Source organism: Pseudomonas alkylphenolica (assembly GCF_000746525.1).
GTDB classification, from domain to species: domain Bacteria; phylum Pseudomonadota; class Gammaproteobacteria; order Pseudomonadales; family Pseudomonadaceae; genus Aquipseudomonas; species Aquipseudomonas alkylphenolica.
Window position 1 is genome coordinate 1,716,626 of record NZ_CP009048.1, and the last position, 14,655, is coordinate 1,731,280.

The window sequence follows — 14,655 nt, forward strand, 5'->3', positions numbered from 1 at the left end:
GGGATTCCTTATCCGGCTGTGGTCCACCAGGGGCTGGCCAGCAGGCAGCCCAGGGCCAGGAGTAGTTGCGCTGCGAGCGCGAGCGCTTGACGGCGTAGCAGCGCCAAAGCGCCGCGACTGCGCTCAGGCCAGGGTCGGCCGCCGCGTTCGGCAGCTTGCAGGCCAAGTGAGGCCAGGGCCTGATCCAGCGCTTGGGTATTGTCGTCCAGCGCTGACGGGTTATCGGCCAGCCGTTGGAACAGATCGGCATCGAAGGCCACCCTCAGCGCCCAGTATTTTTGCATTGCCCCCAGCATCAGCAACCCGCAGCCGACCGCCAGGGCCCAGGGGTTGAACGTGGCCAGCCACCAAGGGCCGAGCCCGAGCAATACGCCCAGCAATGCCAGCCCGGTGGATAACTGGTCCAGGCTGCGTCCGCGACGCAGCAGGCTGGCGACACAATACAGTTGCATTTCAGTAGCCATACACCCTCGACTGATTTTCGCTCAACGGCGCCAGGGCCTGACGGTGCGCAGCGTGCAGGACCACCCGCGGGCGTGCCTGGCGAAGCAGTTCGAGGGCGGCGTCAACGCTGCTGGCGCGGCCACTGTGCAGCAACCAGGCGGCCACTGCCGTTGCACTGCGGGAGTAGCCCAGGGCGCAGCAGACCAGCACCGGGCCGTGCTGGCGCAGGCGTTCCAGCGCTTCGGCCAGCTCAAGGCATTGCGCTGTCGTGGGGGCTGTCAGATCGAGCACCGGCACTGCCTGATAGGCCGCGGTGCCAGGGTCAAGGGGCAGCTCGGCGCACAGGTCGAGCGCGGCGTTGAACGGGCTGTGGCGTAATTGCGTGGCGGTAGGGATACGTCCTAGCCAGACGTCATCGATTACCTGGTCCGGCTGCGGGTGTTTCCGCGTCCACAGCCGTGAGTTGATCCAGGCGGCGGCCAGATACGGCGCCAGCAACCAGCAGGCGGCAGCGCTCAAGCGCCCGTCGGTGCCTTTCTGGAAACCGTCGGCATCGAACAGCGCGTAGTTCAGCGCCACCAGCAGCAGTGCCACCGCAGGCCAGAGCAACCACAACCCGCCACCGCCCAGGGCGAAGGCAGGAATGGCAAACAGCGCGGCGCCAAGTGTGTAGCCAACTGCCAACTGCCAGCGTTTGCGATCGCCTGTCAGCTGTAGCCGTTGCAGCATGCCGGGGCGCTCCAGTGGCCACAGCCAGACACAGAGCCAGCCGGCCAGGGCGCCGGTGGGCACATCGATGAAGTGATGCTGCCAGGTGGTCAGTACCGACACGCCGATCAAGGCAAACCAGCCATGCACCAGCCAGCGCCACAGGCCCCGGCAATGCTGCGCGTAGCACACCCACAGCACCACCAGCAGGGCGATGTGCAATGAGGGGGCCTGGTTGAACGGCTTGTCGAAACCGGCAAGAACGGCAAACAGCCAGCCGAACACGCCGTCCAGCTCGGGACGCTCGAAAGTGAAGCGCAACGGCCAGAGCAGGAAGCAACTGACGGCAATCAGCTGGGCAGTGAGCAGACGCAGGGCATGACGCTTGAGGGCCTGGCGGCTGCGCGGCAGCAACAGGGAAAAGCCGTACAGCAGGTCGATGGACCAGTAGGGCACGATGGTCCACGGCCAGAACGGCATATGCTGTTCCCAGGCAAACACCAGGCTGCCGACATCATCGCGCTGGGCGGTGACCCAGGTGGCGAAGCCGTACGTGCTGAAAAACAACGGCGCCAAAAGCAGCAGCCAGAGCACGGCGGGTTTCAGCAGGCCAGGTTCGCGCGCGGTCAGCGGGGCGGCGGCGCTCAGGCTCATCATTGCACCCGCTGGGCGAGCGATACGCTGAAAATCCCCCATTGGTCGATGCGCTGGGTCACTTTGCGAAAGCCGGCCGCCTCCACCAACTGGTCCATCTCGGCCTGGCTGCGGCGGCGCATCACCCAGGCCTGGCCTGCGCGGTGGCTGGTCAGGGCGCGGGCGATCAGCTCCAGCTGCGGGTGCCAGGGTTGCCCGGTGTAGACCAGATAACCTCCAGGTTCGATGGCATCGGCCAGCCCGGCCAGGGAGCGGCCGACCATCTGATTGTCGGCAAACAGTTCATAGAGCCCGGAGACCACCGCCAGGCTCGGTTTTGGCGACAGCGCAGCCAGGTCCTGGCCGTCGAAGGCATCGCCTTTGACGAATCGGGCGATGTCGCCAAGGCCTTTTTCAGCGATCAGCGCGCTGCCATCGCGCACGTTGATGTCGCTGTAGTCACGCAGCAGGATCGACTCCGGCAACGGGCTCATGCCTTGCACGGCCTCAAGGATATAGCGCCCATGGCCTGCCGCGATGTCGACGATGCGCACGGGCTGCTGCTGGTCGCGTAACCCGGTGATCGCCAGACGCAACAGCTCTTCGACGTGCAGCTTGCGTTGGCGGATGCCTCGCCAGCCGATGGAGTCGAGGTAATTGCGATCGATCAACCGGCCAATCGGCGAAAGCCCGGTGGCGCGGTTGCGGTACACGTAATCGAGGGTACTGCCCGAGTCGAAACCGGTGTCGAAGCCAAGCTTTACCCCGGCCGACAGTTTGCTACCCAGGCCGAGGCTGGCCCTCGTCATGCGCCAATACAGGTCGCGCAGGGAGTTGCGTGGCAGCGCGGTGGCCAGCGACTCGGCCTCGGCACAGGTGGCGCCGAGGCGGTCGGCATCCAGCAATGACGGGCGGTTCAAGGGGCTGGCGAAATTCTGCAGGATAAAGCGACGCATGCGGGCGATGACCGGGGCGCGATCTTTTTCCCCCAGGGTGTCGTGGAAGAACCCCGGCAGAATGTGCTTTTCCTTGTGCACGCTGCCCAGGCGCTCGAAAAACTGCTCCTGGGGTTTGCGATGCACCACGAAGTCGGCGCCGGAGATCAGCAACTGGGTCGGTACCCCGATCGCCTGAGCATCGGCGACCACGCGTTCGCCGGCTTCGTAGAGGCCCAGCAGCACATTGACCGAAATGCTTTTAGTGATCAAAGGGTCCTGGTCGTAGGACGCTACGCGCTGCGGATCGTGAGTGAGAAAGCGCGCCTTGACGTAGCTGTCGACGAAAAAGTTGCCGCGCAGCTTACGCAGCAAGGCCAGCCCCGGCCGGGCCAGGGGCACGTAAAGTTTGACTTTGAACGCTGGAGACGCGAGCACCAGTGCGCGGATGCGCGGGGCATAGTCGTGAACCCAGGTGGCAACGATCACCGCGCCTACGCTTTGGGCAATTACGGCGATGTTTTCTTCGGCGATGCCATGGGCCTGAGCCAGGTGCTCGCAGAAGGTCTGCACGTCCCGGGCGCTGGTGGCAAAGCTTGGGCTGTCGCCGCGGGCGCCGGGTGACTGGCCGTGGCCACGGGCATCCCAGGCGAAGAAGTCGGTGTCTGCCAGGTCCAGTTCATCCACCAGGTGGGCAATGCGCCCGGAGTGTTCGTGACCCCGGTGAAACAGCAGCACGGCCTTGCGCGGCTCGCCCGGCGTGGCGTTGCTGGCTGGCCAGTGGCGATAGAACAGCGCTACGCCGTCATGGGTGGTGAAGGTCTGATCCTGAGCATCGCGCATTGCAACTTCCTTATGCTGATGGGGCGTTTTCCTTTACTTCTTTGAGTCCCTGGCGCACCCGGTTGATCAGGGTATATACCAACAACCCGGCAATCACCGCGAACACTGCATTGATCCAGACGGCGCTGAGCCAACCCAGGGCGATCGCAATGGCCAAGGCGCCGAGCACGAAGGCGCGGTCACTTTTGCCCATCGGCCCGTCATAGCGGCGTGAGGCGCCGACCATTGGCCCGAGCACGCCAGTGTACTCGCTGAACACCGCCAATAGCGCAACCAGCACCACAGCAAATGCGCTGACGCCTGGAACCAGTGCGAAAGGCAGGATCAGCGCACTGTCGGCAACGATGTCGCACAGTTCGTTGAGGTAGGCCCCCAAGTGCGATTGCTGGCCGAACTCTCTGGCCAGCATACCGTCAATGGCGTTGAGGGCCATGCGCAGGATCATCCATAACGGAATCAGGATGAACAGCCAGGCATGCTGCGCAAACAGGGCGATCAGGCAGCCAAGCAGTACCGAGCAGGCACCCGCCAGCAAGGTGATCTGATTGGCGGTGACGCTGCGCGCGTGCAGGCGTTTGACCAGCGGTCGCAGGAGGTTCTGGAAGGCAGGTTTGAGTTGGTAGATGGACACCATCGGAGCAGGTCTCGACCGGGCAGGGAACAGGTTTAGGTCAGGATGGCGCCGGGCAAAGGCGCGGAGCGCCATCAGCGGCTGCAGCGTTATGCAGAAGCAACTGTAGAGGAAATCCTGGCAGTGCTGCTAATGCTGTTCACTTAGGTGGGAGCGAGCTTGCCTCGCGATTGCGATTTGCCTGACAAAACGCAATCGCGGGGCAAGCCCGCTCCCACCGGGCTTGTCCCGCTTCCCTTAAGTGAACAGCATTACGCCAGTGCTACAGGTTGCGACGTGGGCGGGGCCCGCGTAGGCCGAAGACTACGCGGGTGAGTGAGGCGATGTTTCAGTTCTTGAAGCTGGAATGCTTGTGCCCTTGGTCACACAGGGCAAACACCACCACCAGCACCGCCGCCACCGCCAGGATCACCGCCACGCCATCGGTGGAGTGGGTCGCGGAGCTGGCCACCAGGGCCAGGCCGCCCAATGGTGCCAGGCCACCGGCGACGGCCGTACCGATCTCGCGGCCGGTACCGAAGCCCGAGGAACGGGTCTGGGTCGGGAACTGGCGGCTGAGGAACGAGCCCTGAGGGGCGAACATCATCGGTGCGAGGATGCCGGTACCGATGGCGATCGCCAGGTAGATCATCGTCGGCTCGCCGGTGTTGAGCAGGGCCAGGAACGGATAGGCGAACAGCACCGAGAAAACCCCGCCGAGCATCAGCACGGTCTTGCTGCTCCACTTGTCGCACAGCCAGCCGAAGAACGGCACGGCGATAATCGCCACCAGGCTGGCGATGGTCACCGACAGCGAAGTGACATGCGCTTCAACGCCTTTGTATTGGGTCAGGTAGGCCAGCGAGAAAGTCTTGAAGATGTAGCTCAGGGCGTTGTAGCCGATGGCGACGAAGAACACCACGGCCAGACCCTTGAGGTCGTTCTTGAACAGCAGCTTGAGTGGCGACACCTGCGCTTTGCGCTGAGTTTTGTCGAGCTCTTTGAAGTCCGGGGTTTCCGGAATGCTTCTGCGCACCCACAGGCCGACGGCGACCAGCACGATGCTGCAGATGAACGGGATGCGCCAGCCACCGGAGAGCAGGAACTCGTTGCCGTTCATGGTCAGCAGGTACACGGTCAGCGACGACAGCAACAGGCCCAGGTTCAGCCCCAGTGCCGGCCAGGCACCCTGGCTGCCGCGCTTGCCTTCACTGGCGTGCTCATAGGATGTGACCGCCGCGGCAGAGAGCTCGGCGCCGGCCCCCAGCCCCTGAATCACCCGGACCAGAACGAGGATGATCGGCGCCCAGATGCCGATCGAGGCATAGCTGGGGATCAGGCCGATCAGGGTGGTGCAGACACCCATCAGGCAGAAGGTGATGACCAGCACCTGCTTGCGTCCGAAACGGTCACCCAGGTAACCGAAGAGGATGCCGCCGAAAGGCCGGGCGATAAAGCCGATGGCAAAAGTGGAAAAGGCCAGCAGCGAGGCCACGGCCGGATTGCTCGGGTCGAAAAACACCTTGGAGAAGACAATCGCCGCCATGGTGGCGTACAGGTAGAAGTCATACCACTCCAGCATCGAGCCGAAGATGGTGGCCGCCGCGACCTTGCGCAGGCGCTTTTTATTTTGTTCCGGGGTTTCTGTCGCGGCCGCAGCCGTCTCGTGTACCGACATCTGAGGTTTCCTTTTGTCTTTGTAGTTATGGTGTTCAGCAGGGTTTCAGCGGGTCTTGAAGATCCTGTCGGCGATCATCTGGCCGATCGGGATCGCCGAGGTGGCGGCCGGCGACGGGGCATTGCAGACATGCACCATGCGCGGCGTCTCGGCGAACAGGAAGTCGTGGACCAGGGTGCCGTCGCGCATCACCGCCTGGGCGCGGATCCCGGCTTCATAGGGCAGTAGGTCTTCGATGTTCAGCGATGGGCAGTACTTGCGGCATTGCTCCAGGTAGCCGCCCTTGAACAGCGAGTTCTTCATTTCGGTGGTGCCCGAGCCGAGGTTGGCCCAGATGGTTTTCCAGAAGCCGGGGAAGCGTGCGTATTCGGCAACGTCGCGCCAGTTCACCGAGAACTTCTTGTAGTTCTCCCGGCCCAGGCCCAGCACGGCGTTGGGCCCGACGGTGACGCTGCCGTCGATCATCCGTGTCAGGTGCACGCCGAGAAACGGCAGTTCCGGGTCGGGGATCGGGTAGATCAGGTGGTTGACGATGTCGTTCTTGCTGGCCGGCAGGCGGAAGTATTCACCGCGGAAAGGAATGATCTGGTGGTCGATCTTGACCCCGGCCATTGCCGCCAGGCGATCCGACTGCAGACCGGCACAGGCCACCAGCTGACGGGCCTGCCAGACTTTGTCATCACTGCTGATGGTGACGCTGTCGCCGCTCTCGACGATCGCGCGCACGGTGGTCGACAAGTGCACTTCGCCACCCGCGGCCTGGATCACCCGGGCCATGGCCTGGCACACCTGCTTGTAATCGACGATGCCGGTGGCATCGAGAAACAGCCCGCCGAGGCCGACGATGTTCGGCTCGCGGCGTTGCAGTTCAGTGCCATCGAGGCGTTCGACTTTCAGGCCATTTTGCTGTGAACGCTCGTACAGGGCCTGCATGCGCTGGACTTCCAGCGGGGTAGAGGCCACCAGCAGTTTGCCGCAGACATCGAACTTGATCTTGTGCTCGGTGCAGAACGCTTTGGTTGCCTCGGCGCCGCGCTTGCACAGATCGGCCTTGAGGCTGCCCGGGGCGTAATAGATCCCCGCATGGATGACGCCACTGTTGTGACCGGTCTGGTGCCTGGCCAGGCTCGCTTCCTTCTCCAGGATCAGCAGCGAAGCGCCTGGCTGGCGTTCGAGGAGCGCCATGGCGGTGGCGAGGCCGACGATGCCGCCGCCGATGATGCAGTAGTCGTAAATCATGCAGGTGTCACCTTGGCTTGTTCTTGTCAGAGAGTCTGCTTATCAGGTTGTCAGACTAAGTCGGTCAAACAAAAGGGCGCTATGCACCAGCGCCCGCTATTCATGGCAGTTCAAGGGTTCAATCGATGCTTGGCAATTCCAGTTTCAGGCGTTTGGCCGAGGCGCGCAGGTGGGCTTCGGCGCAGGCTGCCGCCACATGACGGTCGCCATCGGCGATGGCCTGGTACAGCGCCTGGTGCTCGCGGTTGGCATCCGCCGAACCACCCACCGAGTGGGCGGCCGAGTTTTCCCAGGCGGTTTTGCGGGCGGCGGCCAGCTGGCCACGGAGAAAGTCGTGGAAGGCCACGAAGTAATCGTTTTTGCTGGCGTCGGCGATGGCGCGATGAAACTCGACGTCAGCGGCTGCCGCTGCGGCAAAGTCGCTGCGCTTGTCGAGCATCTCCTGCAGGGCCTTGTTCATCCGCGCAAGGTCGGCAGCATCGCGGCGCTGGGCGGCAACCGAGGCCGCCTGGGTTTCGATCCACAGGCGCACTTCGAACATCTGCACCAGATCCGGGCGTCGACCCTGTCCAGACGGGAAGCGAAACACTGTACCGGTCGGGGTTTGCGAAATGTACGAACCCAGGCCGCGACGGGCGATCAATACACCATCGGCCTTGAGCTGGGCCACCGCCTCGCGCACTACCGAGCGGCTGACGTTCAGCTGTTCGGCCAGTTGCTGTTCGGTGGGCAGGCGCGATTCGGCCGCCAGGCGCCCGGAATCGATCTCTGCACGGATGGCACCGACGACGCGTTCAACCAGCGTATCGGGGCGCTGAAGCTCAAGCATGGGGTATTGCTCATTAGTCAGGTTGTCAGACAATGCCTTCGAGTGGGTTTCTTGTCAAGAAACCGCAGTCGCGATTACAGCTCGCTGATGTAGGTGCCGGTGCCCTTGAGGATGTTCTGCAAGGTCTCTTCAACCTCGGCCAGATCAGTGCCGTCGCTGCTCAGGGTGATTTCCAGGTGATCATCGCCACCGAGGGCGTCGGCATCCAGAGGTGCAACCTCAATCAGCAATCGGGTTTTGCCCAGGGTGACCTTCAAGCCTTCGACCGGGGCGTAATGGTCGTCGAGGGTGATGTCCACAAGGTCTTCGTCCGGATAGCGGGTCATGAGGAACAGCTGGCCCTTGTCGCTGTGGCAGCACAAGGTGGCCATGTTGTCTTCTTCATCATCGCAAGGGGTGGCGAAGAGCAGGGCGGTGGTCAGTTGCATGAGTGGCTCGATAAATAAGTTGAAACACGATTCTGCCAGTCTTCGGCTCCCGGATAAACGTGGACCTGCACCTCAATGACCGAATATGTCGCAGCACCGCAAGCAGGGGCGGGCGGGCACTCGTTAAGCTGCGCTGTCGATGGTCACCCGTAAAGACACAGCTCTGCCTGGAGCAGTCGTTTTTGCAGATGCCCATCCGTGGAACAGCTGCATGTGACTTGTGAGTCACGATTTACACCTGTTCTGATGGTTTTTCCGTCCTCCTGCTACGGGTTGGCTATCGTTGATCCGTAGATGGCGGACGCGCGCGACGCTTCACTCCATAACAAAGCCCAGCGGAGTACCACAGATGGCGTTTTTCACCGCAGCCAGCAAAGCCGACTTCCAGCACCAACTGCAAGCGGCCCTGGCGCAGCACATCAGCGAACAGGCACTGCCACAAGTGGCGATGTTCGCCGAACAGTTCTTCGGCATCATTTCTCTAGACGAACTCACCCAGCGCCGCCTGTCGGACCTGGCCGGTTGCACCCTGTCGGCCTGGCGCATCATCGAACGTTTCGACCCAGCGCACCCTCAGGTTCACGTCTACAACCCCGATTACGAGCGTCATGGCTGGCAGTCGACCCACACCGCGGTCGAAGTCCTGCACCATGATCTGCCTTTCCTGGTCGACTCGGTACGCACCGAGCTCAACCGCCGCGGCTACAGCATCCATACCCTGCAGACCACCGTACTGAGCGTGCGTCGCGGGGCCAAGGGCGAGCTGCTGGAAGTCCTGCCCAAGGGCACTCAGGGCGAGGGCGTTTCGCAAGAGTCACTGATGTACCTGGAGATCGACCGCTGCGCCAACGCCGCCGAGCTCAACGTGCTGAGCCGCGAGCTGGAGCAAGTGCTGGCCGAAGTACGCGTTGCAGTGGCCGATTTCGAGCCGATGAAAGCCAAACTGCGGGAACTGCTGGCGCTGGTCGAGCAAACCGCCTATGCCCCGGCCCAGGCCGAGAAGGCCGAGGTCAAGGACTTCCTGGAATGGCTGGTGGGCAACCACTTCACTTTCCTTGGTTATGAAGAATTCGTGGTCCGCGCCGATGCCCAGGGTGGTCAACTGGCGTATGACGAGCAGTCGTTCCTCGGCCTGACCCGCCTGTTGCGCGCGGGTCTCACCGCCGAAGACCTGCGTATCGAAGACTACGCGGTCAACTACCTCAACGAGCCGCTGCTGCTGTCCTTCGCCAAGGCCGCTTACCCGAGCCGTGTGCACCGTCCGGCCTACCCGGATTACGTCTCGATCCGCCAGCTGGATGCCGACGGCAAGGTCATCAAGGAATGCCGCTTCATGGGCCTGTACACCTCTTCGGTGTATGGCGAGAGCGTGCGCAACATCCCCTATATCCGTGGCAAGGTCGCCGAAGTCGAGCGCCGCTCGCACTTCGACCCCAAAGCCCACCTGGGTAAAGAGCTGGCCCAGGTACTGGAAGTACTGCCGCGAGATGATCTGTTCCAGACGCCGGTGGATGAGATGTTCAGCACCGTGATGTCGATCGTGCAGATCCAGGAGCGCAACAAGATCCGCGTATTCCTGCGCAAGGATCCGTACGGCCGCTTCTGCTACTGCCTGGCCTATGTGCCGCGCGATATCTACTCCACCGAAGTGCGGCAGAAGATTCAGCAGGTGCTGATGGAGCGCCTGAAGGCCAGCGATTGCGAGTTCTGGACCTTCTTCTCCGAGTCGGTGCTGGCGCGTGTGCAGCTGATCCTGCGCGTCGATCCGAAAAACCGCATCGACATCGACCCGCAACAGCTGGAAAACGAAGTCATCCAGGCCTGCCGTTCGTGGCAGGACGACTACGCCAGCCTGACCGTCGAAAGCTTCGGCGAAGCCCAGGGCACCAACGTCCTGGCCGACTTCCCGAAAGGCTTCCCGGCCGGCTACCGCGAGCGCTTCGCCGCCCATTCGGCGGTGGTCGACATGCAGCACCTGCTGACCCTGTCCGAGCGCAAGCCGCTGGTGATGAGTTTCTACCAGCCGCTGACCCAGCTCGGTGAGCGCCAGCTGCACTGCAAGCTGTACCACGCCGATACCCCGCTGGCACTGTCGGACGTGCTGCCGATTCTGGAAAACCTCGGCCTGCGTGTGCTCGGCGAGTTCCCGTATCACCTGCGTCACGCCAGTGGCCGCGAGTTCTGGATTCACGACTTCGCCTTCACCTACAGCGAAGGCCTGGACCTGGATATCCAGCAACTTAACGACACCCTGCAAGACGCCTTTGTCCACATCGTCAGGGGCGATGCGGAAAACGACGCCTTCAACCGCCTGGTACTGACCGCCGGCCTGCCGTGGCGCGACGTTGCGCTGCTGCGTGCCTATGCCCGCTACCTCAAGCAGATCCGCCTGGGCTTCGACCTGGGGTACATCGCCAGCACCCTGAACAACCACACCGACATCGCCCGCGAGTTGACCCGGTTGTTCAAGACCCGCTTCTACCTGGCGCGCAAGCTCACCAGCGAAGACCTGGACGACAAGCAGCAACGTCTGGAGCAGGCCATTCTGACGGCTCTGGACGACGTCCAGGTGCTCAACGAAGACCGCATCCTGCGTCGCTACCTGGACCTGATCAAGGCTACCCTGCGCACCAACTTCTACCAGACCGACGCCCACGGCCAGGTCAAGTCGTACTTCAGCTTCAAGTTCAATCCCAAGCTGATCCCCGAGCTGCCCAAGCCGGTGCCGAAGTTCGAGATTTTCGTTTACTCGCCGCGCGTCGAAGGCGTGCACCTGCGCTTCGGTAACGTCGCCCGTGGTGGTCTGCGCTGGTCGGACCGTGAGGAAGACTTCCGTACCGAAGTGCTGGGCCTGGTAAAAGCCCAGCAGGTGAAGAACTCGGTGATCGTGCCGGTCGGGGCCAAGGGCGGCTTCCTGCCGCGCCGCCTGCCGCTGGGCGGTAGCCGTGACGATATCCAGGCTGAAGGCATCGCCTGCTACCGGATCTTCATTTCCGGGCTGCTGGACATCACCGACAACCTCAAGGACGGCGCCCTGGTGCCGCCGGCCAATGTCGTGCGTCACGACGATGACGACCCGTACCTGGTGGTGGCGGCCGACAAGGGCACCGCAACCTTCTCCGACATCGCCAACGGCATTGCCATCGATTACGGCTTCTGGCTCGGCGATGCCTTCGCTTCCGGTGGTTCGGCCGGTTACGACCACAAGAAAATGGGTATCACTGCCCGTGGCGCCTGGGTTGGCGTGCAGCGTCACTTCCGTGAACGCGGCATCAACGTCCAGGAAGACCCGATCACCGTGGTCGGTGTCGGTGACATGGCCGGTGACGTGTTCGGCAACGGCCTGCTGATGTCCGAGAAGCTGCAGCTGGTGGCTGCGTTCAACCACCTGCACATCTTCATCGACCCGAATCCGGAGCCAGCCAGCAGCTTTGCCGAGCGCAAGCGTCTGTTCGACCTGCCGCGTTCGGCCTGGAGCGACTACGACACCAGCATCATGTCCGAAGGTGGCGGGATCTTCCCGCGCAGCGCGAAAAGCATTGCGATCACCCCGCAGATGAAAGAGCGCTTTGCTATCGAAGCCGACAAGCTGACCCCGACCGAGCTGCTCAATGCCTTGCTCAAGGCACCGGTTGATCTGCTGTGGAACGGCGGTATCGGTACCTACGTCAAGTCCAGCGAAGAAAGCCACGCCGATGTTGGCGACAAGGCTAACGATGCCCTGCGTGTCGACGGCAACGAGCTGCGCTGCAAAGTGGTGGGCGAGGGCGGTAACCTCGGCATGACCCAGCTGGGGCGGGTCGAGTTCGGCCTCAATGGTGGTGCCACCAACACCGACTTTATCGACAACGCTGGTGGCGTGGACTGCTCCGACCACGAGGTCAACATCAAGATCCTGCTCAACGAAGTGGTGCAGGCTGGCGACATGACCGAGAAGCAGCGTAACCAGCTGCTGGGCAGCATGACCGATGAAGTGGCCGGTCTGGTGCTGGGCAACAACTACAAGCAGACCCAGGCGCTGTCCCTGGCCGCTCGTCGGGCCAAGGAGCGCATCGCCGAATACAAGCGGCTGATGGCCGACCTGGAAAGCCGTGGCAAGCTGGACCGGGCTATCGAGTTCCTGCCCACCGAAGAACAGCTGGCCGAGCGCCTGGCTGCTGGACAGGGCCTGACCCGCGCCGAACTGTCGGTGCTGATCTCCTACAGCAAGATCGACCTCAAGGAACAGCTGCTCAAGTCGCTGGTGCCGGATGACGACTACCTGACGCGCGACATGGAAACCGCGTTCCCACCGTCACTGGTGAGCAAGTTCGCCGAGGCCATGCGTCGCCATCGCCTGAAGCGCGAAATCGTCAGCACCCAGATCGCCAACGATCTGGTCAACAACATGGGCATCACCTTCGTTCAGCGTCTGAAGGAGTCCACCGGCATGAGCCCGGCGAACGTTGCCGGTGCTTACGTGATCGTGCGGGATATCTTCCACCTGCCGCACTGGTTTCGTCAGATCGAGGCGCTGGACTACCAGGTGCCTGCGGAAATCCAGCTGACCCTGATGGACGAGCTGATGCGTCTGGGCCGTCGGGCAACCCGCTGGTTCCTGCGTAGCCGTCGCAACGAGCAGGACGCCGGGCGCGATGTCGCGCATTTCGGGCCGAAGATCGCCGCGTTGGGTCTGAAGCTTGATGAGCTGCTGGAAGGGCCGACCCGTGAGCGCTGGATGACTCGTTACCAGGGCTTCGTCGAAGCCGGTGTGCCGGAGCTGCTGGCGCGTATGGTTGCCGGTACCACGCACCTGTACACCCTGTTGCCGATTATCGAAGCGTCCGACGTCACCGGCCAGGATCCGGCTGAAGTGGCCAAGGCCTTCTTCGCGGTGGGCAGCGCGCTGGATCTGACCTGGTACCTGCAGGAAATCAGCAACCTGTCGGTGGAAAACAACTGGCAGGCCCTGGCCCGCGAGTCGTTCCGCGATGATATCGACCTGCAGCAGCGCGCGATCACCATCTCGGTCCTGCAGATGGCCGATGCGCCGCAAGACATGGATGCCCGCGTGACGCTGTGGCTGGATCAGCACCGCGTGATGGTCAACCGCTGGCGCGCCATGCTGGACGAGCTGCGTGCCGCAACCGGTACCGATTACGCCATGTACGCGGTAGCCAACCGCGAGCTGGTGGATCTGGCCATGAGCGGGCAGGCGGCGGTGGTGCCGTCCTGAGTCTGAGCTGAAATGAAAAGCCCCGGCAATTGCCGGGGCTTTTTTGTGGGAGCACAGTGGGAGCGGGCTTGCCCCGCGAGGCGATGTAACTGACAACCCCAATCGCGGGGCAAGCCCGCTCCCACCGTTTGGCCGCTAGCCAATCAAGGCAATTGCTCCCACCGCGTGTTACTTGAAGCGTCGCTCCACACCTTTCTCCACAAGAATCTTCGCCGCTATCTCTTCCACCGAGAAATGCGTGGAGTTGATGTGGGCAATGTTCTCGCGGCGGAACAGGTTCTCGACTTCGCGCACTTCGAATTCGCACTGGGCGAAGCTGGCATAGCGGCTGTTGGGCTTGCGCTCATGACGAATGGCGGTCAGCCGGTCCGGGTCGATGGTCAGGCCGAACAGCTTGTGCTGGTGGTTTTTCAAGGCCTGCGGCAGTTGCAGGCGTTCCATGTCGTCTTCAGTCAGCGGGTAGTTGGCCGCGCGGATGCCGAATTGCATGGCCATGTACAGACAGGTCGGGGTTTTGCCGCAGCGCGAGACGCCCACCAGGATCAGGTCAGCCTTGTCGTAGTAGTGAGTACGGGCGCCGTCATCATTGTCCAGGGCAAAGTTGACTGCCTCGATGCGCTCCATGTAGTTGGAGTTGCCGCCGATGGAGTGGGATTTACCCACTGAATAGGACGAATGCGCTGTCAGTTCCTGCTCCAGCGGGGCCAGGAAGGTCGAGAAAATGTCGATCATGAAGCCATTGGAGGTGGCCAGGACTTCGCGGATATCCTGATTGACGATGGTGTCAAAGATGATCGGACGGACACCGTCCTTTTCTGCGGCGCTATTGATTTGCTGTACCATGGCCCGCGCTTTTTCCACACTGTCGATGTACGGACGGGTGAATTTATTGAACGGTATGGTATCGAATTGCGCCAGAAGACTCTGTCCCAGCGTCTCGGCAGTGATACCGGTGCCGTCGGAAATAAAGAAAGCAGATCGTTTCATTTGCGCCTTGGGCCTTAAGCTGGTGAGAATTCTTGGATATGATAGGTTCGGTTTACCGAACATCGTGTTCGGCATTCTCACTTATTTTCCGGGTCCAGGCCACAAG

The 14,655-nt window shown here is 62.3% G+C and carries 10 protein-coding genes; 1 reads left to right on the forward strand and 9 read right to left on the reverse strand.

The genetic code is table 11. The annotated features are described in order from the left end of the window. Positions 1 to 8 precede the first annotated feature (8 nt). From PSAKL28_RS08030 to PSAKL28_RS08065, 8 genes are all read right to left on the reverse strand, one after another. The gene (locus tag PSAKL28_RS08030) at positions 9 to 464 is read right to left on the reverse strand and encodes a hypothetical protein (protein ID WP_038608773.1); all 456 of its coding nucleotides are present in this window, start codon (positions 462 to 464) and stop codon (positions 9 to 11) included. Further along, positions 454 to 1,806 (reverse strand): phosphatase PAP2/dual specificity phosphatase family protein, encoded by a 1,353-nt coding sequence (locus PSAKL28_RS08035; protein WP_371261982.1) that lies wholly within the window; start codon positions 1,804 to 1,806, stop codon positions 454 to 456. The genes PSAKL28_RS08030 and PSAKL28_RS08035 overlap by 11 nt, the downstream gene beginning before the upstream one ends. Beyond that, a complete protein-coding gene (locus PSAKL28_RS08040; RefSeq protein WP_038608778.1) occupies positions 1,806 to 3,563 on the reverse strand; it encodes a bifunctional alpha/beta hydrolase/class I SAM-dependent methyltransferase in 1,758 nt (585 codons plus the stop codon). Before PSAKL28_RS08040 ends, PSAKL28_RS08035 begins: the two co-directional genes overlap by 1 nt. Positions 3,564 to 3,573: 10 nt before the next feature. After that, positions 3,574 to 4,197: a CDP-alcohol phosphatidyltransferase family protein gene (locus tag PSAKL28_RS08045; protein WP_038608780.1), complete on the reverse strand. Its 624-nt coding sequence runs from the start codon at positions 4,195 to 4,197 to the stop codon at positions 3,574 to 3,576. 325 nt (positions 4,198 to 4,522) lie between these two features. Further along, positions 4,523 to 5,851 (reverse strand): MFS transporter, encoded by a 1,329-nt coding sequence (locus PSAKL28_RS08050; RefSeq protein WP_038608782.1) that lies wholly within the window; start codon positions 5,849 to 5,851, stop codon positions 4,523 to 4,525. A gap of 45 nt (positions 5,852 to 5,896) precedes the next feature. Continuing rightward, positions 5,897 to 7,090, reverse strand: coding sequence for an L-2-hydroxyglutarate dehydrogenase (lhgD, locus tag PSAKL28_RS08055; protein WP_038608783.1), 1,194 nt, complete (start codon positions 7,088 to 7,090; stop codon positions 5,897 to 5,899). 118 nt (positions 7,091 to 7,208) lie between these two features. Then, positions 7,209 to 7,919, reverse strand: coding sequence for a FadR/GntR family transcriptional regulator (locus PSAKL28_RS08060; protein WP_038608785.1), 711 nt, complete (start codon positions 7,917 to 7,919; stop codon positions 7,209 to 7,211). 74 nt (positions 7,920 to 7,993) lie between these two features. Further along, a complete protein-coding gene (locus PSAKL28_RS08065; protein WP_038608787.1) occupies positions 7,994 to 8,347 on the reverse strand; it encodes a hypothetical protein in 354 nt (117 codons plus the stop codon). A 349-nt stretch (positions 8,348 to 8,696) separates the two neighbouring features. On the opposite strand from PSAKL28_RS08065, the gene PSAKL28_RS08070 reads away from it, so the two are divergent. After that, positions 8,697 to 13,562, forward strand: coding sequence for an NAD-glutamate dehydrogenase (locus tag PSAKL28_RS08070; protein ID WP_038608791.1), 4,866 nt, complete (start codon positions 8,697 to 8,699; stop codon positions 13,560 to 13,562). Positions 13,563 to 13,730: 168 nt separating this feature from the next. Here PSAKL28_RS08070 and ppsR read toward each other — a convergent pair whose 3' ends face one another. After that, the gene (ppsR, locus tag PSAKL28_RS08075) at positions 13,731 to 14,549 is read right to left on the reverse strand and encodes a posphoenolpyruvate synthetase regulatory kinase/phosphorylase PpsR (RefSeq protein ID WP_036996439.1); all 819 of its coding nucleotides are present in this window, start codon (positions 14,547 to 14,549) and stop codon (positions 13,731 to 13,733) included. Positions 14,550 to 14,655: the final 106 nt, after the last annotated feature.